Annotated in this window: 24 protein-coding genes and 6 tRNA genes; 29 read left to right on the forward strand and 1 reads right to left on the reverse strand. The window is 50.7% G+C overall.

Annotated elements, in window-relative coordinates; genetic code table 11:
• The first annotated feature begins 4 nt into the window (after window positions 1–4).
• The 7 genes from WMO41_RS08575 (at window position 5) to WMO41_RS08605 (ending at window position 2440) form a co-directional block, all read left to right on the forward strand.
• Window positions 5–77: transfer RNA gene (locus WMO41_RS08575), tRNA-Val, on the forward strand.
• A gap of 21 nt (window positions 78–98) precedes the next feature.
• A tRNA-Thr gene (locus WMO41_RS08580) sits at window positions 99–171 on the forward strand.
• Between the two features lie 18 nt (window positions 172–189).
• Window positions 190–271: transfer RNA gene (locus WMO41_RS08585), tRNA-Tyr, on the forward strand.
• Window positions 272–298: 27 nt separating this feature from the next.
• Window positions 299–372 (forward strand) — tRNA-Met (locus WMO41_RS08590).
• 4 nt (window positions 373–376) lie between these two features.
• A tRNA-Phe gene (locus tag WMO41_RS08595) sits at window positions 377–449 on the forward strand.
• Window positions 450–452: 3 nt separating this feature from the next.
• A tRNA-Lys gene (locus WMO41_RS08600) sits at window positions 453–525 on the forward strand.
• Between the two features lie 250 nt (window positions 526–775).
• Window positions 776–2440, forward strand: coding sequence for a hypothetical protein (locus WMO41_RS08605; protein ID WP_349229406.1), 1665 nt, complete (start codon window positions 776–778; stop codon window positions 2438–2440).
• Between the two features lie 30 nt (window positions 2441–2470).
• Here WMO41_RS08605 and WMO41_RS08610 read toward each other — a convergent pair whose 3' ends face one another.
• Entirely contained in the window at window positions 2471–2698 is a 228-nt protein-coding gene (locus WMO41_RS08610) for a hypothetical protein (protein WP_177292182.1), read from the reverse strand.
• A 275-nt stretch (window positions 2699–2973) separates the two neighbouring features.
• On the opposite strand from WMO41_RS08610, the gene WMO41_RS08615 reads away from it, so the two are divergent.
• From WMO41_RS08615 to WMO41_RS08720, 22 genes are all read left to right on the forward strand, one after another.
• Window positions 2974–4506 carry an aminotransferase class I/II-fold pyridoxal phosphate-dependent enzyme gene (locus WMO41_RS08615; protein WP_349229407.1) on the forward strand — a complete coding sequence of 511 codons (1533 nt, stop codon included), beginning with the start codon at window positions 2974–2976 and terminating at the stop codon, window positions 4504–4506.
• Between the two features lie 22 nt (window positions 4507–4528).
• A complete protein-coding gene (locus WMO41_RS08620) occupies window positions 4529–5134 on the forward strand; it encodes a nucleoside/nucleotide kinase family protein (RefSeq protein WP_349229408.1) in 606 nt (201 codons plus the stop codon).
• Window positions 5135–5293: 159 nt separating this feature from the next.
• Entirely contained in the window at window positions 5294–6304 is a 1011-nt protein-coding gene (gene holB / locus WMO41_RS08625; protein ID WP_349229409.1) for a DNA polymerase III subunit delta', read from the forward strand.
• 36 nt (window positions 6305–6340) lie between these two features.
• Window positions 6341–7252, forward strand: a complete 912-nt coding sequence (locus tag WMO41_RS08630) for a regulatory iron-sulfur-containing complex subunit RicT (protein ID WP_177292186.1) — start codon at window positions 6341–6343, stop codon at window positions 7250–7252.
• Window positions 7245–7985: a methyltransferase gene (locus tag WMO41_RS08635; protein WP_177292187.1), complete on the forward strand. Its 741-nt coding sequence runs from the start codon at window positions 7245–7247 to the stop codon at window positions 7983–7985. The genes WMO41_RS08630 and WMO41_RS08635 overlap by 8 nt, the downstream gene beginning before the upstream one ends.
• Before the next feature lie 24 nt (window positions 7986–8009).
• Window positions 8010–8882, forward strand: a complete 873-nt coding sequence (gene rsmI / locus WMO41_RS08640; RefSeq protein ID WP_349229410.1) for a 16S rRNA (cytidine(1402)-2'-O)-methyltransferase — start codon at window positions 8010–8012, stop codon at window positions 8880–8882.
• 187 nt (window positions 8883–9069) lie between these two features.
• Complete coding sequence (locus WMO41_RS08645) at window positions 9070–9405, forward strand: helix-turn-helix domain-containing protein (protein ID WP_349229411.1); 336 nt, start codon at window positions 9070–9072, stop codon at window positions 9403–9405.
• Between the two features lie 167 nt (window positions 9406–9572).
• Complete coding sequence (locus WMO41_RS08650; RefSeq protein WP_177292190.1) at window positions 9573–10538, forward strand: beta-ketoacyl-ACP synthase 3; 966 nt, start codon at window positions 9573–9575, stop codon at window positions 10536–10538.
• 67 nt (window positions 10539–10605) lie between these two features.
• On the forward strand, window positions 10606–10839 hold the full coding sequence (gene acpP, locus WMO41_RS08655; RefSeq protein WP_118533698.1) for an acyl carrier protein: 234 nt from the start codon (window positions 10606–10608) through the stop codon (window positions 10837–10839).
• A 223-nt stretch (window positions 10840–11062) separates the two neighbouring features.
• Window positions 11063–11989: an enoyl-[acyl-carrier-protein] reductase FabK gene (fabK, locus tag WMO41_RS08660; protein WP_349229412.1), complete on the forward strand. Its 927-nt coding sequence runs from the start codon at window positions 11063–11065 to the stop codon at window positions 11987–11989.
• Between the two features lie 71 nt (window positions 11990–12060).
• Complete coding sequence (fabD, locus tag WMO41_RS08665) at window positions 12061–12987, forward strand: ACP S-malonyltransferase (RefSeq protein ID WP_177292192.1); 927 nt, start codon at window positions 12061–12063, stop codon at window positions 12985–12987.
• Complete coding sequence (gene fabG / locus WMO41_RS08670) at window positions 12981–13721, forward strand: 3-oxoacyl-[acyl-carrier-protein] reductase (protein ID WP_177292193.1); 741 nt, start codon at window positions 12981–12983, stop codon at window positions 13719–13721. Before fabD ends, fabG begins: the two co-directional genes overlap by 7 nt.
• A 15-nt stretch (window positions 13722–13736) precedes the next feature.
• Window positions 13737–14975: a beta-ketoacyl-ACP synthase II gene (fabF, locus tag WMO41_RS08675; RefSeq protein ID WP_349229413.1), complete on the forward strand. Its 1239-nt coding sequence runs from the start codon at window positions 13737–13739 to the stop codon at window positions 14973–14975.
• A gap of 53 nt (window positions 14976–15028) precedes the next feature.
• A complete protein-coding gene (gene accB / locus WMO41_RS08680; RefSeq protein ID WP_177292195.1) occupies window positions 15029–15538 on the forward strand; it encodes an acetyl-CoA carboxylase biotin carboxyl carrier protein in 510 nt (169 codons plus the stop codon).
• Window positions 15539–15549: 11 nt separating this feature from the next.
• The gene (fabZ, locus tag WMO41_RS08685) at window positions 15550–15978 is read left to right on the forward strand and encodes a 3-hydroxyacyl-ACP dehydratase FabZ (protein ID WP_349229414.1); all 429 of its coding nucleotides are present in this window, start codon (window positions 15550–15552) and stop codon (window positions 15976–15978) included.
• A 31-nt stretch (window positions 15979–16009) separates the two neighbouring features.
• Complete coding sequence (locus WMO41_RS08690) at window positions 16010–17365, forward strand: acetyl-CoA carboxylase biotin carboxylase subunit (protein WP_349229415.1); 1356 nt, start codon at window positions 16010–16012, stop codon at window positions 17363–17365.
• 57 nt (window positions 17366–17422) lie between these two features.
• The gene (locus tag WMO41_RS08695; RefSeq protein WP_349229416.1) at window positions 17423–19141 is read left to right on the forward strand and encodes an acetyl-CoA carboxylase carboxyltransferase subunit alpha; all 1719 of its coding nucleotides are present in this window, start codon (window positions 17423–17425) and stop codon (window positions 19139–19141) included.
• A gap of 82 nt (window positions 19142–19223) precedes the next feature.
• Entirely contained in the window at window positions 19224–20336 is a 1113-nt protein-coding gene (locus tag WMO41_RS08700; protein ID WP_349229417.1) for an NAD(P)H-dependent flavin oxidoreductase, read from the forward strand.
• Window positions 20337–20550: 214 nt separating this feature from the next.
• On the forward strand, window positions 20551–21213 hold the full coding sequence (locus tag WMO41_RS08705; protein WP_494338440.1) for a nucleoside recognition protein: 663 nt from the start codon (window positions 20551–20553) through the stop codon (window positions 21211–21213).
• The gene (locus WMO41_RS08710) at window positions 21210–21722 is read left to right on the forward strand and encodes a spore maturation protein (protein WP_349229419.1); all 513 of its coding nucleotides are present in this window, start codon (window positions 21210–21212) and stop codon (window positions 21720–21722) included. Before WMO41_RS08705 ends, WMO41_RS08710 begins: the two co-directional genes overlap by 4 nt.
• A 123-nt stretch (window positions 21723–21845) precedes the next feature.
• Window positions 21846–22286, forward strand: a complete 441-nt coding sequence (locus WMO41_RS08715) for a MarR family winged helix-turn-helix transcriptional regulator (protein ID WP_349229420.1) — start codon at window positions 21846–21848, stop codon at window positions 22284–22286.
• 31 nt (window positions 22287–22317) lie between these two features.
• The gene (locus WMO41_RS08720; protein ID WP_349229421.1) at window positions 22318–22890 is read left to right on the forward strand and encodes a hypothetical protein; all 573 of its coding nucleotides are present in this window, start codon (window positions 22318–22320) and stop codon (window positions 22888–22890) included.
• The last annotated feature ends 270 nt before the right edge of the window (window positions 22891–23160 follow it).

The following is a 23160-nucleotide window of genomic DNA, read 5'->3' on the forward strand; positions in this document are numbered from 1 at the left end:
ATATGGGGTCTTAGCTCAGCTGGGAGAGCATCTGCCTTACAAGCAGAGGGTCATAGGTTCGAGCCCTATAGGCCCCACTTTCAAAGAAAACCTGGTTCGCCGATATGGCTCAATTGGCAGAGCAGCTGATTTGTAATCAGCAGGTTATCGGTTCGAGTCCGATTATCGGCTTTGAAAAAATAATATTTTGGGGGAATTCCCGAGTGGCCAAAGGGGGCAGACTGTAAATCTGTTAGCTGTGCTTTCGGTGGTTCGAATCCACCTTCCCCCACTCAACAACTTCATATTTCGCGAATGTCGCGGGGTGGAGCAGTCTGGAAGCTCGTCGGGCTCATAACCCGAAGGTCATAGGTTCAAATCCTATCCCCGCAATTTTGCCTTGGTAGCTCAGTTGGTAGAGCAGAGGACTGAAAATCCTCGTGTCACTGGTTCGATTCCGGTCCAAGGCATACGGGCGTGTAGCTCAGTCGGTAGAGCACTTGACTTTTAATCAAGTTGTCCGGGGTTCGAATCCCCGCACGCTCAGTACATTTAAAAGGCGAGAATCCTTAAGCAAGGTTCTCGCCTTTTTTGTTGATACGGATTAATCTTGTTTGATCGTAACTGTTCAGTACCCTCACAGTTACGGGCAAAAATCCATTGAAAATTGCCTTCGGCAATGGGATTTTTGCCTGCAAGCCCATGTTTTCATACGGTCAGCGCAGTGAATGCGCAGACCTACTAAATAGTTACGTTTGATCTATAACCATACTCTGACCAAAGAGGAGACGATGGAATGAAGACAAAAAAGGCACAGAATGTATCAGAACAGAGTAAGTGGATTCATGAGTTTGAGAATCTGTATATCCTGACCTACAAATCCCTGTACCGGCATGCCAAGCTGATTTTTAACCAGGAAGAAAAGACGAAGGAGCTTCTGGTTCAGGTTTATATGGAGGCGTATCAGCGAGGGGAACAGCTGCAGAAGGAGAAGAGTCCGCTGGACTGGCTGCTGAAACGTTCTGATTTCCTTGCCGAAACGAAGCTGGAGGCAACAAAGGAAATGATCGAGGCCTCCTATGCGGAAGAGAAAATGCAGTCCAAGGAAGCAAAGAAGGAGAATCTGGCAAATCTGGATGAGACATCGCTGCTTCTGGAAATTGAGGATCGTCTTGGAATTGTGGAAGGTGATGGGGAACATGCGGAGGAACCGGAGGTTTCCGCAGGAAAGAGAATAGGATCGCTGGTATTGCTTGTAGTGGCCAGTGTACTTGCTATTGCCGGAATCTGGAAGGTAAAGCATCAGCTTGATCTGCTGCAGGCACCGTTTGAGCGGACGTTTCAGCAGACAGAGGAAACAGAAGAAAAAAACGAGAATATAGAGATTCAGCTGGGGGATAAGGCTGTAGTTCTTTCAGAATCAGGACAGATTCTCTATACAATACCGTTGGAGGAAAGCAGTCTGGCAGGCACGCATGATTACAATGAGGAAATTCAGACTCGTGATGGCTGGACTTATTATTTACCGTGTCCGGAGCGAAAAGACAGCCAGCTTTCCCAGGTTCATCCATCCCTGTATCATACGCTGTATCGGGCAAATTCCGATCAGGAGATTGAGATTATTGCGCAGGATGTAGATAATTTTACATTCTGGGAAGACGGGATCTATATCATGCAGTATGGATCTGTGCAGCGTATCAGTGTAGACGCGGCATTTGCGACACAGCAGATTGGAATTTATGCGGCTGTGGAACAGGATGAGATTTACCTGTATGACACGCTGGGAAGGAAACTCCAGACCGATGTGGACGGAAATTATCTGTATGGGGACCGGATCTTTAAGATGTCCGGAAACCGGATTGAGGATATTCAGACAGCACCTCATGAGTCCGATGGTGTTTCGTATTATCTGAAAGAACAGGAGAATGGAAAGGGACAGGCTATTTTCTGCAATAAGGGCGGAAATGAAGTGCTCTTTGAATCCATGGGTAAATCGATTGACAGTTTCTGCATTGTCGGAGACTGGATTTATTATAGTGCCTGGATGAAGGGGAAGGAGCGCGGCAAGCAGTACAGTCAGCTATTCCGTCTTTCCCTGACAGAAGCGGATGCGGAAGTCGAAGAACTGCATAAGCGTTTTCCGGGACGCATCTGGCAGTTGTATTATTCTGAGGAAGGTGACCAGCTTTATGGAAATTACTGTCCGAAAAACTGGAAGAGCAGTTATGGCGTGATTGCGGTAATCTCCAGATCCGGTCAGATGAGCTATCTGGACGATGCGGAGCTTCGGGAGAGAGAAGAGACAACCGGTAATGACCGGGTAGAATTTGTGATGATGCAGGACGGCCAGGTATACTGTTACTGGGAGGACTGCTATTGGAAAAAGGGAGAAGAACCGGTGGCTATGTGGCGCAGGGTTCTGGTGATCCCGGATAAAAACAGGGTTGTGATGGAAGACTGATCTTCTGTCACAACCCTGTTTTTATATTCCTTATTCATCGAATTCTGCAATGACGTAGAAGCCACGGGCATTTTCCTTGATGTCCTTGATGACGCCCTTTTTCGATTTTAACCGGTCACGCGATTTATAGCAGCCGGACATGGCCACGGCCGGTTCAATGATATAACTGTAATTGAAGCCTTCACGTTCGGTTACATCGACTACATCGCCAATGTTCACCAGCCCCTGACGCTCCATTTTAAATTCCATTTCCCGCATGGAAGTTCATCTCTTTTCTTTTCATAGTATGTGTTTTGATAACTGTTCAGTAGGTCTGCGCATTCACTGCGCTGACCGTATGAAAACATGGGCTTGCAGGCAAAAATCCCATTGCCGAAGGCAATTTTCAATGGATTTTTGCCCGTAACTGTGAGGGTACTGAACAGTTATGCGTTTTGATTATAATGAAAATGAGTTGGAATGTAAAGATATTCTATGTTACAATCACTTATACGAAAAAGAAGGAACAGTAAAGAAGGATATTGTCAAGAAAGATGAAGAAAGAAGAATTACTGAGAGAGCGGTTAAAGCGCTATAGCGCTTCGGGGGCGGCAGCATTTCATATGCCTGGGCATAAGCGGCAGATGGACTGCGGACTGTTGCAGGACTTTCCTAACCCGTTTTCCATTGATATTACGGAAATTGACGGGTTTGACAATCTGCATCACCCAGAGGGCATTTTAAAAGAATCCATGGAATGGGCAGCCAGAGTGTATGGCGCGGATCATACCTACTATTTGGTAAATGGAAGCAGCTGTGGAATTTTAAGCGCGATCGGCGCGGCAGCGCGTCCTGGAGAGACCATACTGGTGAGCCGAAACTGCCATAAGTCAGTGTATCATGGGCTTATCCTCAATTCGCTGAAGCCGGAGTATGTTTATCCACAAATTATAGAAGAATTGGGGATTCAGGGCGGGATAAAACCGGAAGATGTGGAAAAGAAGTTAACAGAGCACCCGGAGATCCGGTGTGTTCTGATTGTATCACCGACGTACGATGGTGTTGTGTCTGATATCCGCGGAATCGCGCAGGTGGCACATGATCATGGAATTCCGTTGATTGTGGATGAGGCCCATGGCGCGCATTTTTCATTCGGGGAAGGGAACTTTCCGGAATCCGCGCTGCAGTGTGGGGCAGACCTGGTAATTCAGAGCCTTCATAAAACACTGCCAAGCCTGACCCAGACGGCAATCCTGCATTTGCAGGGAGAGCGGGTCAGCCGCGGCCGCCTGGAGCGGTGCCTTCAGATGTATCAGAGCAGCAGTCCGTCGTATGTGTTTATGGCGGTGATGGAGCAGTGTATTTTTGAGATGCAGCAGCACGGAACAGAATATATGACAGCATTTGCGGCGCGTATCCGAACTGTGAGGGAACGCCTGGGAGAGCTGCAGAATCTGAAATTGCTTGACCGGAAGCAGCGTGGTGCACATGGCGTATTCGATGTGGATGAGTCTAAGCTGGTAATTTCCTGTCAGGGACGAATGACGGGAGAAGAGCTGAACGAGTGTCTGCGCCGGGATTATGCAATTGAGATGGAAATGTGCGGGGCAGATTATGCTGTGGCAATTCTGACTTTTTTAGATAGTGAGGAACACCTGGAGCGGCTGGTGGAGGCGCTGCTGGCAATGGACCGGAAGGCTGGAACAGCGAAAAAAAAGCTGGAAGCTGCCAATGGGAATTTTCGAGGAGAAAAGGCCGGTAATGACGGGGATGAGCAGCAGAAAAAGGTATCTGGTGCACCGGAACGCTGCATGACTCCGGCGGAGGCCTTCAACGCACTTTTGGAGCGCGTCTCTCTGGAAGAGTCCGCGGGACGGATCTCTGGCGAATTTATTTATCTGTATCCGCCTGGGATTCCGATCATTACACCGGGAGAGCGCATGACGGCAGAAATCATCCGTCAGGTGGTGTATGACCGGAATATCGGACTGCCAGTGCAGGGAATGGAGGATCAGAATACCGAATATCTGCAGGTTGTAAAAGTGAATGGAAAACAGGACAGGACACCGGGAGAAAAAGGCAGATAAAACGGGTCTGGAGGAAATGGAAATGGGAAAGATTTTTTATCTGATGGGCAAGAGCGCATCGGGAAAGGATAGTATTTATAAGCGGCTGCGGAGTGTGTGCCCGGAGCTGAAGAGTATTGTGCTCTATACAACACGGCCCATGCGGGACGGGGAGCAGGAAGGCGTAGAGTATCATTTTATCGATGGTACCCGGCTTAAGAATCTGGAGCAGTCTGGCAGGGTGATTGAAGTGCGGACCTATCAGACGGTGTTTGGCCCCTGGAGCTATGCGACGGTGGATGACGGGCAGATTGATCTGGCAAAAAACAGTTATCTGGTGATCGGTACGCTGGATTCCTACGAAAAACTGCGGGAGTATTATGGAAAGAAAGCACTGGTTCCGCTGTATGTGACGGTGGATGACGGTGTGCGCCTGGAGCGTGCCCTTGCCAGGGAGCGGCAGCAGAAGGAGCCAAAGTACGCAGAACTCTGCCGGCGCTTTCTGGCAGATGAGGCCGATTTTTCGCCGGAACGCCTGAAGGGGCTGGATGTGACGGAATCGTTTGAAAACCGGGAATTGGAGGAGTGTGTCCGGGCAATTGCGGACCGGATCCAGATGGAAGGACGGCGGGAAGAAGCCGATCGTTAATGTATATAGCAGACATTTTCTGAACGGAAGATGCCGTATGGTACAGTGGTGGCTGCAGATTTTACCGATTTGGAATGCGGAGCATTGGCTGAAAGGAAAAAGTGTGTTATACTTTTGGGTGATATGCCTTAAAATTAGAGAGATTGTGAGGTGACTGCGATGCTGAATTTTCAGGAGATCATTGGTCATGACCAGATAAAAGAACATTTTCAGAAGGCAATTGAATATAACAAGGTGTCTCATGCCTATATTCTGGCCGGTGAGGCGGGGATGGGACGAAAGTCCCTGGCGAATGCCTTTGCCCTTACGCTTCTGTGTGAGAAAGGGAAAAGTGAGCCCTGTATGGAATGCCATGCCTGCAAACAGGTATTGAGCGGCAGCCATCCGGATCTGATCTATGTGTCCCATGAAAAGCCGGGCACCATCGGAGTGGACGATATCCGAAAGCAGATCAATGACACCATCATGATCCGTCCATACAGCAGCTATTATAAAGTATACATTGTCGATGAAGCAGAGAAGATGACGCAGCAGGCACAGAACGCGTTGTTAAAAACCATCGAAGAGCCGCCGTCCTACGCGGTGATCCTGCTTTTAACTACCAATCAGGAAGCATTTCTGCCAACGATTTTGTCACGCTGTGTGCAGCTGAAATTAAAGCCTTTGCGTGATTTTACCGTGAAGAAATATCTGATGGACACCCTGCATGTGGAGGAGGCAGATGCTGACATTTATGCGGCTTTTGCCCGTGGCAATCTTGGAAAGGCTATTTCGCTGGCGTCTTCCGAGGATTTTAAGCTTCTGCATGGTGAGATGCTTCATCTTTTAAAACATGTGAAGGAGATGGATATTTCCGAGCTGCTGGATTACATCCGGAAGATGAAAGAGGAAAATCTGGACATTTACGAGTGCCTGGATTTTATGCAGCTCTGGTACCGGGATGTGCTGCTTTATAAGGTAGCGCGGGATATGAACCAGCTCATTTTTAAGGATGAGTACAGCAGCATCAACGAGATTAGTCAGAAGTGTTCGTATGAAGGGCTGGAGAAGATTTTAGAGGCCATCGACAAAGCGCGTGTCCGTCTGGACGCGAATGTAAATATGGAACTGGCCATGGAGCTGATGCTTCTGGTAATGAAAGAGCAGATTGACCGCAGGCGTGAACCGTGACAGGAGCATGCCAGGAACAGATAGGAGATAGAAAATATGGTAACAGTAATTGGAGTACGCTTTCGCACGGCAGGAAAGATTTATTATTTTTCTCCGGGAAAGCTGGAAATTAAAAATGGCGACCATGTCATTGTAGAGACGGCCCGCGGTATTGAGTACGGCCATGTCGTACTGGGAAACCGCGATGTGGAAGATAACAAGGTGGTACAGCCGTTAAAGGCAGTCATCCGTATGGCCAATAAGGATGACATTGCCCGTGAAGAGGCAAACCGTAAAAAAGAAAAGGATGCCTTTAAAATTTGTCAGGAAAAGATTCGCAAGCATAAGCTGGAGATGAAGCTGATCGATGTGGAGTACACGTTTGACAACAATAAGATTCTTTTTTATTTCACAGCGGATGGGCGGATTGATTTCCGTGAACTGGTCAAGGATCTTGCGTCTGTATTTAAGACCAGAATTGAGCTGCGCCAGGTGGGCGTGAGAGACGAGACCAAGATTGTAGGCGGTGTTGGAATCTGCGGAAGAGCGCTCTGCTGTCATTCTTATCTGTCCGAGTTTATTCCGGTATCCATCAAGATGGCAAAGGAGCAGAATCTTTCTTTAAATCCGACCAAGATTTCCGGTGTCTGCGGACGTCTGATGTGCTGCTTAAAGAATGAGGAAGAAACTTACGAGTATTTAAACAGCAAGCTTCCGGGTGTGGGTGATTATGTAACTACCGACGACGGGTTAAAGGGTGAGGTGCAGAGCGTAAATGTGCTGCGCCAGCTGGTAAAGGTCATTGTGACCGTGGAAAAAGATGAGAAAGAGATCCGAGAGTACAAGGTAGAGCAGTTAAAGTTCAAGCCGCGCCGCAGAAAAGGCAAGGGCGAGCAGGCGGAGGACCATGAACTGAAGAAGCTGGAGGCACTTGAGAAAAAGGAAGGAAAATCAAAGCTGAATGAATAATGTGATCTGCGGTGAGGATGAGCGGATCGATGATCTGCAGAGAAACGGTTACCGCATCATCCAGAAAAAGAAAGGCTTCTGTTTTGGCATGGATGCTGTGCTGCTGTCTGGTTTTGCACAGGTAAAAGAGGGCGAAGTGGCAGTGGATCTGGGTACCGGAACGGGAATCATCCCGATCCTTCTGGAGGCAAAAACGAATGGAAAGCATTTTACCGGTTTGGAGATTCAGGAGGAGGTGGCTGAGATGGCAGGCCGCAGCGTCCGCCTGAATCAGCTGGAGGACCGGGTAGACATCGTAAGAGGAGACATCAAAGAAGCCAGCCGCCTGTTCGGCAAGGCTTCTTTTGATGTGGTTACCTCCAATCCACCTTACATGAACGACAATCACGGGCTGAAGAATCCGGATCTGCCAAAGGCCATTGCGCGGCATGAGGTGTTCTGCACGCTGGATGATGTGTGCCGGGAAGCATCGCTGCTCTTAAAAAGCGGCGGGCGTTTTTATATGGTACACCGGCCGCACCGGCTGGTGGAGATCATCACGGCCTTAAAGACCTATAAGCTGGAGCCAAAGCGCATGAAGCTGGTGCATCCGTTTGCGGATAAGGAAGCCAATATGGTGCTGATCGAGGCGGTGCGCGGTGGAAAGTCCATGATGAAGGTAGAGGCCCCGATCATTGTATACAAGGAGCCGGGCGTGTACACACAGGAAATTTACGATGTGTATGGATATTAGAGAAAACAGTGGCAGGAGGAAATTATGGCTGAGCAGGAAAAGGCAGCAGGCAAGTTATATCTTTGCGCGACACCCATCGGAAATCTGGATGATATTACGCTGCGCGTACTCAATACTTTAAAGGAAGCAGACCTGATTGCCGCAGAGGATACCAGACACAGCATTAAGCTGCTGAACCATTTCGGGATCAAGACCCCGATGACAAGCTATCACGAATACAACAAAATTGACAAGGCACGCTATCTGGTGGAGCAGATGCGTCAGGGCGTGAACATTGCGCTGGTGACAGACGCCGGAACACCGGGTATTTCTGATCCGGGCGAGGAGCTGGTGAAGCAGTGCTATGAGGCGGGCATTGAGGTGACGTCCCTTCCGGGGCCGGCAGCCTGCATTACAGCGCTGACCATATCCGGACTGGCTACGAGACGGTTCTGCTTTGAGGCTTTTCTTCCGGTGGATAAAAAGGAGCGTCAGTGGATTCTGGAGGAATTAAAGACAGAAACCCGTACCATGATCGTGTATGAGGCGCCGCATCATCTGGTGAGGACTCTGCAGGAACTTTCTGATGCGCTGGGAGCGGACCGCCGCATTACCATCTGCAGGGAGCTGACCAAAAAGTATGAGGAAGCTTACCGGACCACCTTCGCGGAGGCACTGGAGCGCTACGGGACCGAGGAGCCGAAGGGCGAGTGTGTCATCGTGATTGAGGGAAAGAGCATCGGAGAGCTAAAGGCGGAGCAGCAGAAATCCTGGGAAGAGATGAGTCTGGAGGAGCATATGGATCTCTATCTGAACCAGGACATTGACCGGAAAGAGGCCATGAAGCAGGTGGCGAAGGACAGGGGAATCGCAAAACGGGATGTGTACCGCATGCTGACGGAGCAGAAGGAACAATAACTGATCGGAAATGTCGGCCGCAAATTTGGATCAGAATGAGGAAAAGGAAAGTCCGATCCGAGTTTGCGGCAAAAAAATGGCAAATTATACCAAAATTCCGTCTTATATTATCAAAATATTAAATCTATGGCATGTCTTCGAAATCCAATAAGATAGAGATATTCAAAGGAGAAGGAGATATGACATCATGGAGAACGAAAGGCTGCTGGCGAAGATAGAAGAGCTGATGAAGCAGAGGGGGTACAGCCGTTACCGGCTTTCCCAGTTAAGTGGGATTAAACAATCGACTCTTACAACGATGTTTAACAAGCGGAGTACCGTCAGCATTGACACTTTGACCAAGATCAGTCAGGCATTCGGCATGAAGTGTTCGGAATTTTTAAGTCTGGTTGAGGATGATCCGGAAGCGAATACCGCAAAAGATTTTCCTGTATGCGAGTGGGAGGCACTGAATAAGGACCGCAAGCATGTGGTGGTTCTGATGATGCGTCTTTTAAAGGATGAACAGGCTGAAATAAAATAATAATAAAGAAGAGTTTTGTCGGGAAATATTGCTTGACAAAACTCTTTTTATTCTATAAGATATAAAACGTCAAAATACTTTGAATATCAAAACATTTGAAATTAAAAGTAAATAGAAGGCTGTTGTGACAAGAGACAGCACGAATTCAAGAGGAAACAGGTACGAGCATGACAGGCAGAATTATTGGAACCGGTTCTTATGTTCCGGAGCGGATTGTGACGAATGAAGAATTGGCAGGGGTTGTGGAGACCAGTGACGAGTGGATCGTTACCCGCACGGGAATCCATGAGCGCCGGATCGCGGAGACGGAAGGCACCAGCGTGCTGGCGTCCAGAGCGGCAGAGCGTGCCCTGGAAGACGCAAAGGTATCGGCAGAGGAGATCGATTTTATTCTGCTTGCGACATCCTCACCGGATCACTGTTTCCCAAATGGAGCCTGCGAGGTACAGGCGGCCATTGGCGCGGTTCACGCCATGGCGTTTGACATCAGTGCCGCATGTTCCGGCTTTGAGATCGCGCTCAGTACTGCTCAGGCTTTTATTCAGGCTGGAGTGTACCGGACCGGACTTATTATCGGCGCAGACTGCTTAAGCAAGCTGACCGACTGGAGTGACCGGGCAACCTGTGTTCTGTTCGGAGATGGCGCGGGGGCGGCAGTCATCCAGGCGGATGAGGAAGCTGGTATCATTCACACGGTCATGGGGTCCGACGGAGCCAGAGGCATGGTGCTTTCCTGTCTGGCCCGCAGCGAGGGAAATTTCCTGAATGGAAAAACTCCGGAGCTTGGATACATCTACATGAATGGTCAGGAGGTATTCAAGTTTGCGGTAAAGAAGGTTCCGGAGTGCATCCATCAGGTGCTTTCCGAGAGCAAAACGGATATTGAGGAGATTAAGTACTTCGTTCTGCATCAGGCCAATTACCGGATCTGCGAGGCGGTGGCCAAGCGGTTAAAGCAGCCCTTTGACAAGGTGCCCATGAACATTGACAAGTATGGAAATACTTCCGGCGCGACGGTGCCGATCCTGTTAGACCAGTTGAACCGGGAAGGAAAGTTAACCCGGGGGGATAAGCTGGTGCTGGCGGGCTTTGGCGGCGGCCTCACCTGGGGCGCTGTTTTGTTAACCTGGTAGTATGGAACCAAATCCGGTTCCTTCAAATTATAAAAGAAAACATTTCATATTAAAGGAGATCAAAATTATGTTAGAGAAGATGAAAGAAATCATTGCAGACCAGTTAAGCGTAGATGCAGACAGCATCACCGAGGCTTCTTCCTTCAAAGAGGATTTAGGCGCTGATTCCCTGGACCTGTTCGAGTTAGTTATGGCTCTTGAGGATGAGTACTCTGTAGAGATCCCGTCTGATGATCTGCAGAACCTGCTGACCGTTGGCGATGTTATGAATTACCTGAAGGAGAAAGGTGTAGAGGCGTAAGCCCTGCACCCTTTTTTAGACAGCACATCAGGCTTGTGCCTGCGACACGTCTGGTGGAGTAGTTACAGTTCACGGGTAGGAATTTTCTGAACTGAAAATTCCGTATGATACAGTGATGGTAGCAGATTTTGCCGATTTGGAATGCGAAGCATCGGCAAAATCCCGTTACTGTTTGCACAACGTGTGAACAGTAATGTAAAAAGCGGGAAGTTGGAGGAGTCAGATGAAAACAAGAATTACAGAACTCTTAGGCATTGAGCACCCGATCATTCAGGGTGGTATGGCATGGGTGGCAGAGAGCCATCTGGCAGCAGCAGTATCTGCAGCAGGCGGTCTGGGCCTGATTGGCGGAGCAAACGCTCCGGCAGAGGTAATCCGCAATTACATCCGCGAGGTAAAGGCAGTAACCGACAAGCCCTTTGGCGTAAACGTCATGCTGATGAGCCCGTATGCCGATGAGGTAGCAAAGGTTGTTGTGGAGGAAGGCGTAAAGGTCGTAACCACTGGCGCCGGAAACCCGGAGAAATATATGGAGATGTGGAAGGCAGCGGGCATTAAGGTAATCCCGGTTGTAGCTTCCGTAGCTCTGGCAAAGAGAATGGAGCGCTACGGCGCAGACGCGGTTGTGGCAGAGGGAACCGAGTCCGGAGGACACATCGGTGAGGCAACTACCATGACCCTGGTTCCGCAGGTTGTGGACGCTGTTTCCATTCCGGTCATCGCAGCAGGCGGTATCGGTGACGGACGCGGCATCGCGGCAGCATTTATGCTGGGCGCAGAGGCTGTTCAGATGGGAACCCGTTTCCTGGTTGCAAAGGAATGTACCGTGCATCAGAACTACAAGGATCGTGTCTTAAAGGCAAAGGATATTGATTCCACCGTAACTGGCCGTACCCACGGACATCCGGTACGCTGCTTAAGAAACCAGATGACCAGAGAGTATGTGAAGCTGGAAAACGAAGGCAAGAGCTTTGAGGAGCTGGAGTATTTAACCCTCGGAACTCTTCGCAAAGCGGTTCAGGAAGGTGATGTCACCAACGGAACCGTAATGGCAGGACAGATTGCAGGCATGGTTTCCAAAGAACAGACCTGCAAGGAAATGATCGATGAGATGATGGCACAGGCAGAAGCGCTTCTGGGCCGCAAGTAAAGCGTGCTACGGAAGGAAGCTGTGCAGAACAGACAGAAACAGAGTATTTGAATAAAAAAGGAGCAAGAGTGATGAGTAAGATCGCATTTATTTACCCGGGACAGGGCGCGCAGGTATGCGGCATGGGACAGGATTTCTATGAGCAGACAAAGGCCGGAAAAGAGACCTTTGACCTGGCGAGTGATATTCTGGGATTCTCCGTTCCGGAGCTTTGCTTTACGGAGAATGACCGTCTGGATATCACCGAGTATACCCAGGCAGCGATGGTGACCACCAGCATTGCCATGACCAAGGTACTGGAAGAACAGGGCGTAAAGCCGGATGTGACCGCAGGCTTAAGCCTGGGTGAATATTGCGCACTCTATGCTGCCGGTGTTATGAGCGAGAAGGACGCCATCGCAACAGTAAGACAGAGAGGAATCCTGATGCAGCAGGCAGTTCCGGCAGGACAGGGCGCTATGGCAGCGGTTCTGGCTATGGATGCAGCGGCAATTGAGGAAACCATTGCTGATATCGAAGGCGTACAGATCGCAAACTACAACTGTCCGGGACAGATTGTTATTTCCGGAAAGAAAGAGGCAGTAGAAACTGCCTGCGAAAAGCTGAAAGAAGCTGGTGCAAAGCGTACCATCATGTTAAATGTAAGCGGACCGTTTCATTCCCGCATGCTGACCGGTGCAGGCGAGAAGCTGGGTGAGGTGCTGGAGCAGGTGGAGGTACATACCCCGCAGATCCCGTATGTGGCCAATGTGACCGCGCAGTATGTAACGGACGCAGCAGAGGTAAAGCCGCTTCTGACCAAACAGGTTTCTTCTTCTGTCAGATGGGAGCAGAGTGTGCGCACCATGCTGGCTGACGGCGTGGATACCTTCGTGGAGATCGGACCGGGCAAAACCTTAAGCGGATTTATGAGAAAGATCGACAGAACCGTAAAGGTTCTTAATATAGAGAAACTGGATGACGTGGCAAAAGTTGTGGAGGAACTGAAGGAATGTTAACTGGCAAGATCGCAGTGGTGACCGGCGCAAGCCGCGGCATCGGAAAAGAAATCGCGAAGACCCTGGCAGCAAAGGGAGCAACCGTTGTTGTCAATTATAACGGTTCCGCAGCAAAGGCTGAGGAGACTGTAAAAGAGATCGAGGCACTGGGCGGCAAGGCAGAAGCCCTGCAGTGCAACGTGTCTGACTATGACAAGGCAGCAGAGATGATGGCTTATGTGGTGAAGACCTACGGCCGTGTGGACATTCTGGTAAATAACGCCGGAATCACCCGTGACAACCTGCTGATGAAGATGAGCGAGGAAGATTTTGACGCAGTGTTAAATACCAACTTAAAGGGCGCGTTCAACTGCATCAAGCACATTTCCCGTCAGATGTTAAAGCAGAAGAGCGGACATATCGTAAATATCTCTTCCGTATCCGGTGTTATGGGAAATGCAGGACAGGTAAACTACAGTGCTTCCAAAGCAGGCATCATCGGCATGACCAAGGCAGTGGCAAGAGAGATGGCAAGCCGCGGAATTACCTGCAACGCAGTGGCGCCGGGCTTTATCAAGACCGATATGACGGATGTGCTGTCTGACACCATCAAGGAAAGCATCAATGCCCAGATTCCGATGAGAACATTCGGTGAGACTGCGGATGTGGCAAATCTGGTAGCATTTCTGGCATCTGACGAAGCAAAGTACATTACGGGACAGGTCATCTGCGTAGACGGCGGAATGGCGATCTAATATAGGAGAACAGATATGAGCAGACGAGTAGTAGTAACCGGCATGGGTGCCATCACCCCGATCGGCAACAGTGTAGAAGAATTTTGGAATGGTTTAAAAGAAAAGAAAGTCGGCATCGCGCCGATCACCTATTTTGACACCACAGATTACAAGGCAAAGCTGGCCGCAGAGGTTAAGGACTTTGATCCGAAGCAGTTCATGGATCCGAAGGCAGCAAAGAGAATGGAGCAGTTCTGCCAATTCGCAGTAGCAGCAACCAGACAGGCCGTTGAGGACGCAGGCCTTGATATGAGCCAGGAAGACCCGTTCCGCGTGGGCGTAAGCATTGGTTCCGGTATCGGAAGTCTGCAGTCCATCGAGCGCGAGTACAAGAAGCTTCTGGAAAAAGGACCGGGCCGCGTGAATCCGCTTCTGGTTCCGTTAATGATCAGCAATATGGCAGCAGGAAATGTCTCCATCCAGTTTGGCATGAAGGGCAAATGCATCAACGTGGTGACCGCATGCGCAACCGGTACTCACTCCATCGGTGAGGCATTCCGTACCATCCAGTATGGCGATGCGGACGTGATGGTAGCAGGCGGCGCTGAGGCAAGCATTACCCCGATCGGTGTGGCAGGATTTACTTCCCTGACGGCATTAAACACCACCGACGATCCGGCCCGGGCATCCATTCCGTTTGACGCAGAGCGCGGCGGATTCATCATGGGCGAGGGCGCAGGCGTTGTTGTCTTAGAGTCCTTAGAGCACGCACAGGCAAGAGGCGCAAAGATTTACGCAGAGCTGGCTGGCTACGGCGCAACCGGTGACGCTTACCACATCACTTCCCCGGCTGAGGACGGAAGCGGCGCGGCAAAGGCTATGGAGATGGCCATCGCAGACGCTGGCATGAAGCCGGAGGATGTCGATTACATCAACGCCCACGGCACCAGCACCCACCACAATGATTTATTCGAGACTAAGGCCATCAAGATTGCGCTGGGTGATCACGCGTACAAGACCAAGATCAACTCCACCAAGTCTATGATCGGACACCTTTTAGGTGCTGCAGGCGGCGTGGAATTCATCACCTGTGTCAAGTCCATTCAGGAGGGTTATGTTCACGCAACCGCAGGCCTTGAGAAGGATGATCCGGAGTGTGATCTGGATTACTGCAAGGGCGAGGGCGTGCAGATGGATGTAAACTGCGCAATCTCCAATTCCCTGGGCTTCGGCGGACACAACGCAACCCTGCTGGTAAGAAAATTTCAGGCATAGGAACCGCAAGGCTACAGAATCGTTATGAGACATAAGTCTCCAGGAGGTATAGTATGACGATTGATGAGATCGTAACACTGATTCAGGCTGTTTCCGATAACGGCCTGACCAGTTTTGTATATGAAGAGGGCGACCAGAAGCTGGTGCTCAAAAAGAAAAAGAAAAAAAACGTAGCGCAGGCTCCGGTTGCTCCGGTTGTGATTTCTCAGCCGGCCACACCGATGATGGGCGCAATGCCGATGCAGATGGCAGCAGCTCCGGCTGCAGTATCTGAGGCACCGGAAAAGGCTGCAGAGGAGAAGAAGGAGAGCACCCTGGACATTGGTTCTGACAAGGTTGTGACTTCTCCGCTGGTAGGAACCTTCTATTCTTCCGCTTCTCCGGAGGCAGAGGCATTTGTAAAAGAAGGCGATACCGTAAAGAAAGGTCAGGTTCTTGGCATCATTGAGGCCATGAAGCTGATGAACGAGATCGAGAGTGAGTATGACGGTGTGGTAGAGGCAGTTCTGGTAAACAACGAAGACGTGGTAGAGTACGGACAGCCGCTGTTCCGCATCCGATAGGAGGATATATTATGAGACTGGGAATCAAAGAGATCCAGGAGATCATTCCGCACAGACATCCGTTTCTGCTGATCGATTTTATCGATGAGCTGGAGCCGGGCGTACGCGCGGTTGGCTATAAATCCATTACCTTTAACGAGCCGCAGTTCAACGGTCATTTTCCGGGACAGCCGGTTATGCCGGGCGTGCTGATGATCGAGGCGCTGGCACAGGTTGGCGCGGTAGCCATTTTAAGCCTGCCGGAGAACAAGGGCAAGACCGCATTTTTCGGTGCGATCAACAACGCGAAATTCAAACAGATGGTACTGCCGGGGGACCGCTTAAAGCTGGAGTGCGAGATCATCAAGCGCAAAGGCCCGGTCGGCGTAGGCAAGGCCGTTGCGACCAACGCAGAAGGAAAGGTTGCAGTATCAGCAGAGCTGACCTTTGTGATCCAGTAAGGTCGGGGAATCGCAGAGTTGAGGTACGGGAATGTTTGATAAAATCTTAATCGCGAACCGCGGCGAGATTGCGGTAAGAATCATAAGAGCCTGCCGCGAGATGGGAATCAAGACCGTGGCAGTATACTCAGAGGCAGACCGCGACAGTCTGCACACCCTGCTGGCAGACGAGGCCATCTGTATCGGACCGGCACCGTCCAGCCAGAGTTACCTGAATATGGAGCGTATTCTGGCGGCTACCGTAGCCATGAAGGCAGAGGCCATCCATCCGGGATTCGGATTCCTTTCCGAGAACGCGCGGTTCGCGGAGCTGTGCCAGAAATGTAACATCGCTTTTATTGGTCCGTCCGCGGAGATCATCAACAAGATGGGCAACAAGTCCGCAGCCAGAAAGACCATGGTGGAGGCCGGGGTTCCGGTCGTTCCGGGCAGTAAAGAGCCGGTTTACACCGTAGAGGAAGCGTTAAAGATGGCAAAGGAGATTGGATTCCCTGTCATGATCAAAGCATCCTCCGGCGGCGGTGGAAAAGGCATGCGTGTGTCCTGGAGTGAGGAGGACTTTGAGGCCAACTTCCAGAACGCGCAGATGGAGTCCGTGAAGGGCTTCTCTGACGATACCATGTACCTGGAGCGTTTTGTGGAGAATCCGCGTCATATTGAATTTCAGATTATGGCGGACAAGTACGGCAACGTCGTGCACTTAGGGGAGCGTGACTGTTCCATTCAGCGTCGCCACCAGAAAGTGCTGGAGGAGTCCCCGTCCATTGCAATCTCCGAGGAGCTTCGCAAAAAGATGGGTGAGACCGCTGTAAGGGCAGCGAAGGCCGTTGGCTATGAAAATGCGGGAACCATTGAATTCCTGTTAGATAAAAATAAAAACTTCTACTTCATGGAGATGAACACCCGAATCCAGGTGGAGCATCCGGTGACCGAGCTGGTGAGCGGCCTGGATCTGATCAAAGAGCAGATCCGTGTGGCAGCAGGAGAGAAGTTAAGCGTGACCCAGGATGATATCCACATTCAGGGACATGCCATTGAGTGCCGCATCAACGCGGAGAATCCGGCAAAGAACTTCATGCCGTGTCCGGGAAAGATTACCAACATCCACATCCCGGGAGGCAACGGAGTCCGCGTGGACACGCACATTTACAATGAGTATAAGGTTCCGGCCAACTACGATTCCATGCTGATGAAGCTGATCGTACACGGAAAAGACCGTGCGGAGGCCATTGCGAAGATGAGAAGCGCCCTGGGCGAGCTGATCATTGAGGGCATTGACACCAACCTGGACTTCCAGTTTGAGATTTTAAGCAATCCGGTCTACCAGGATGGACACAAGATCGACACCGGCTTTATCCCGGATCAGTTCCCGGAATACTGTAAGTAATGGTAATTGTGAGGGTACTGAACAGTTACAAGTAATGAATGTTATGGAGAATCCGATATGTTTAAAAATATGTTCAAAAAGACATATACCATGATCGACACTCACCGCAAGGCCAAGAATGAGGATGAGCCGAACATTCCGGAGGGCCTCTGGAAGAAGTGCAACAAGTGCGGCCAGCCGATCTATGTGGAAGATGTGCGCAACAATCTGTATGTCTGTCCGAAGTGCGGCGGATATTTCCGCGTGCATGCATACCGCCGTATCGAGATGCTGCTGGATGAGGGCAGTTTTGAAGAGTGGAATAAGGAGATGGAGTTTTCCAATCCGTTAGATTTCCCGGGCTATGAGAAGAAGGTTCAGGCAGCCCAGGAGAAGACCGGACTTCAGGAAGCTATTGTAACCGGTAAGGGAACCATCAAAGGCTTTGAGACCGCCATTGGTATCTGCGACGCCCGGTTTATCATGAGCAGCATGGGCCATGTGGTGGGCGAGAAGATTACCCGCATGGTGGAGCGCGCGACCAAGGAAAAGCTACCGGTCATCATCTTTGCCTGCTCCGGCGGCGCGAGAATGCAGGAGGGCATTGTGTCTCTGATGCAGATGGCCAAGACTTCCGCAGCCCTGGAAAAGCATCATGAGGCAGGCCAGCTCTTTGTCAGCGTTCTGACTGACCCGACCACCGGCGGTGTGACAGCAAGCTTTGCCATGTTAGGGGATATCATTCTGGCAGAACCGAACGCGCTGATCGGCTTTGCAGGACCGCGTGTCATTCAGCAGACCATCGGTCAGAAGCTTCCGGAGGGATTCCAGAGAGCGGAGTTCTTGCTGGAGCACGGTTTTGTAGATAAGATTGTAGACCGTGAGAATCAGCGTGATGTGCTGGCAGATATCCTGCGGATGCACCAGAAAACGGGAATGGCTGTTCCTCCACAGCGTGCGCAGGCAGAACCTGCCGAGTCTGTGGAAAACTATCTGGAAAAACAGAAACAGAGTGGAAAAAATGCCTGGGATACGGTGCAGCTTTCCAGAAGCGCAGCCCGTCCGGTGGCACTGGATTACATTCATGCGCTGTTTGATGACTTTATGGAATTCCATGGGGACCGCTACTTCAGTGATGATGGAGCTATCATCGGAGGCATTGCCACCTTCCGCGGTATGTCGGTAACGGTGATCGGCCAGCAGAAGGGCCGTACCACCAAGGAAAACATTCACCGGAACTTTGGCATGCCGTCCCCGGACGGATACCGCAAGGCGCTGCGCCTGATGAAGCAGGCAGAGACCTTTGGCAGACCGGTAATCTGCTTTGTAGATACGCCTGGCGCCTTCTGCGGCATTGAGGCCGAGGAGCGTGGACAGGGCGAGGCCATTGCCCGCAACCTGTTTGAGATGGCAGCACTGACCGTCCCGGTACTTTCTATCGTGATCGGGGAAGGCGGAAGCGGCGGTGCACTGGCTATGGCGGTGGCCAACGAGGTATGGATGCTGGAGAACGCCATCTATTCCATTCTTTCCCCGGAGGGCTTTGCCTCCATCCTCTGGAAGGACAGCAAGAAGGCGCCGGATGCAGCCAGAGTCATGAAGATTACGGCATCAGACCTTTATGAGCGCGGCCTGATCGAGCATGTGATCCCGGAGCAGGAACCGGCAACCATCGAGACCATGCCGGTGCTGGCAGAGCATATGAGACAGAGCATGACCGCATTCTTTGAGCGTTACAGCGGCAAGACAAAGGAAGAGATCCGCGAGTCCCGTTACCAGAGATTCCGGAATATGTAAATGTCAGCGGCGGCAGGCTGACGTGGAAAATCGTGAGAGTCCATGTGCCAGAGTTTGCCGCTGCTGGCTTAAGGAGAAGCGCATGAGCATAATGAAAGCATTGAAGATTGGTGATCTTACAGCAAAATACCCCATTATTCAGGGGGGAATGGGAGTCGGTATCAGCCTGCACTCCTTAGCAGGCGCAGTGGCAAAGGCCGGTGGTATCGGTATCATTTCCACAGCGCAGATCGGATTTAAGGATCCGGAGTTTTTAAAGGCGCCGATGGAAGCAAACCTGCGCGCCATTGGGGAGGAACTGAAGAAAGCACGGGAGATTGCGCCGAAAGGGATCATTGGATTTAATATTATGGTGGCAACCCGCAATTACGCCCAGTATGTGAAAGAGGCGGTGAAGGCCGGAGCAGATATCATCATTTCCGGAGCCGGACTTCCGGTTTCCCTGCCGGAGCTTGTGGAGGGGGCAAAGACCAAGATCGCGCCAATCGTTTCTACCGCAAAATCTGCCATGGTCATCTGCAAGATGTGGGACCGCAAGTACAAACGCATCCCGGATCTTTTAGTGATTGAGGGACCGCTGGCGGGCGGTCATCTGGGCTTTTCCAGAGAGGATTTAAGCCGCTATGGCGCAGACACAAAGGATGTGCCCCACACCTATCATCAGGATCTGTATGATGAAGAAATCCGCGGTATTATGAAGGTAGTGAAGCAGTTTGAAGAGAAATACCAGAAACACATTCCGGTAGCCATTGCAGGCGGTATCTACACCCGTGCGGATGTGGAGCACGCCATGGAGCTTGGCGCGGATGCGGTGCAGGTGGCAACCCGTTTTGTCACTACCGAAGAATGCGACGCGCCGGAAAGCTACAAGCAGGCCTATATCAACGCGAAGGCAGAAGATATCGTGATTACCCAGAGTCCGGTGGGCATGCCGGGACGGGCCATTGTGAATCCGTTCCTGGAGAAGATCACGGCCATGAAGGAGCGCGGTGAGAAAGCAAAGATCAACCACTGCTATCAGTGCCTGGAGCACTGTGATCCGGCCAACATCCCGTACTGCATCACCAAAGCCCTGTCCAACGCGGCAGAGGGCACGTTAAATGAAGCGCTGTTATTCTGCGGAAGCAACGCTTACCGTGCCGATAAGATCGAAACGGTGGAGGCTGTGGTGCAGGATCTGGTGGGAGCGGTGTAAAACGCAGAAGCTGTGTACTGGCGTGAGCAAGTGACAGGCAGATTCTGTAGATGTGCCTGACAAACAAAAATGACATGTAGGACTGTCATGAAAAGAAATGTGTTCCCAGTATGGCATAAATGAGACCTCAGCTCCATAAATTGAAAGCAAATGGTGTTATGCCTGGTTCCCAGAATCTGGCATGACAGCACCATCCGAACAGGAAGTGACCGGAATGCTTAACTATCTCTGGGGCGGCATGCTCTTAGCCGGAATGCTGTGGGGCGCGTTAAATGGAACATGGAATGAAGTGACCCAGGCTCTTCTGGACTCTGCAAAAGAATCCGTGAGTCTGGGTCTTACTATGCTCGGAATTCTTTCATTCTGGTGTGGCATCATGGAGATCGGAACCCGGGCCGGACTGGTGGGATGGCTTACCGGGCGCATGACACCGCTCCTTGATTTTCTGTTTCCAGAACTTGGGCGGGATCATCCGGCACGGGAACCCATTGCGGTGAACATCATTGCGAATATGCTGGGGCTTGGCATGGCGGCAACACCTGCAGGGTTAAACGCCATGCAGGAGATGGCAAAGGACATCCAGGCCTCCGAGGATGGGATGCGCACGGCCACAGCGTCTATGTGTACGTTTATGATTCTGAATATTTCATCTTTGCAGCTGATTCCGGTAACACTGATTGCTTACCGGAGCCAATATGGGTCCAGACAGCCGGAAGCGGTGCTGGGGCCTGCGCTGGCTGCTACGGCGGTTTCTACGCTGGTGGCAGTTGTTTTTTGCAAGCTTATGGATTGGAGGAACAGGAGAAGAAGGCAACATGACTCAGGAGAACCGACTCCTGGCAATCAGGTAAAATCCCAGGAGGTGACTCGCCGATGATCCTGTGGCTGTCTAAAATTCTCCTTCCCTTTGTTATCAGCTATGTGATTGCGTTTGGCCTGATTTCCCATCGCCCGATATTCGATGATTTTCTGGATGGCGCAAAGAGTGGCATGAAAACCGTGGCAGACATTTTGCCGACCCTGATCGCCCTGATCACGGCGGTAGGAGTAGTCAGGGCCTCCGGACTTCTGGATGCGGTGACCAGTGTCTGCGCAGGGGCAGCAGGGCTTTTGCATATTCCGCGGGAACTGGTACCCATTACCCTGGTGCGTCTGGTTTCTAACTCAGCGGCCACTGGGCTTTTACTGGATTTATTCCGGCAGTACGGGCCGGACAGCCGCACTGGCATGGCGGCATCAGTTCTGATGAGCAGCACAGAGACCGTCTTTTACTGTCTGAGCATTTATTTTGGCAGTGTGAAGGTGCGCCGGACCCGCTACATAGTGCCGGGGGCACTCATTGCTACGGCGGCCGGAATTGCAGCCAGTATCTGGATTACTGGGTAGTAAAACATTACCAAGAACACAATTCTTTCACAATGTTGTAAGAAAAACGCGGTTGTGGAAAGATAGCAAATCATGTATAATCAAGAGCGGAGCGACAGGCTTCGTGTGCAGTGAGGGAGAAAAGTGGATACTTACGCGACATTAAACGATGCCCTGGTAAAACTGTTCCGTGATGTTATGGACTTAGAGGAGCAGACCATCATTACGGAAGAATTCCAGAATATTACAAATAACGATATGCATGTAATTCAGGCCATTGGCACAGGAGAACCCAAGAATATGTCTACCATAGCAAAAGAGCTTTCTGTGACAGTGGGAACCCTGACCATAGCCATGAACAGTCTGGTGAAGAAAGGCTACGTGACCCGGGAACGAGGAAAGGAAGACCGGCGTGTAGTCTATATTTCGCTGTCTGAAAAAGGAAAGCATGCGTATGAGCATCACGAACAGTTCCACCACGACATGATTGACGCAATCCTGCAGGATCTGACTCCCGACGAAACCGAAAGCCTTGTCAAAGCACTTGCAAAACTGAACATCTGGTTTCGCAAGGCAAAAGGATAATATACAAGACATACAAGGAGGCTTTATCATCATGAAGAAATTAGTCATGGGCTTACTGGGAGCCATGATGATCTTATCATTAGCAGCATGTACCCCAACCACCGAGAAAAACAAGACCGGTGAGGTAAAAGAGCCGCAGCAGGAAGAGGTCGTTGAGTCTACCGCAGATGCCGGCCCTGGGGTTGTAACCGGAAGACCGGTCGACCAGAATGCGTCGAATCTTACCATGGTATCTGTATACAGCATCAGTGAGGATGGCAGCAAGATCGAGGGAACCATGGATTCCGTAGAGACTCTGGACGCACAGAGCCTGGTAGATCTTCTTATTCAGTACGGAGTGCTGGATGACGGCACCAAGGCAGTCAGCTTCACCACTGAGGGCAGCGTAGCCAGCCAGGAAGCAGGTCCGGGCGTAATCGCAGACACTACTATGGCAGAGAAAGCAACCCTGGAATTAAACCAGTTCCCGTCCGAGAACCAGGAAAAGGTTCTGCAGGCAGTAGCAAACACCTTCTGTGAGAATATGAATGCAGAGACCATCACCATCAAGGCAGATGGCCAGACCCTGGCAGAGGGACTGAGCTTTGTGGATGCAGGAAAATAAAATAGAATTATGAAGAGGAGTCTGTATCTGGCAAATGCCAGATACAGACTCTTTTTTTTAGAATGTTCTCCTGTATTCCAACACCGTACAGCTTTCCCAAAACCTGAAAGTTGTATTTGAAAAGATTGAGGAATGTGAAAGATTAAACGCACCTATTGACAAAAATATACAAAAAATGAGGTGGAATATCCTCGAAAAATGATGGAACATGCACACTAATGATAAAAAAGATCGGATAATATGACAATTTTTAGATCATATTGTATAGTG

The organism is Ventrimonas faecis (assembly GCF_040096075.1).
In the GTDB taxonomy this organism is placed as follows: Bacteria; Bacillota; Clostridia; order Lachnospirales; family Lachnospiraceae; genus Brotaphodocola; species Brotaphodocola faecis.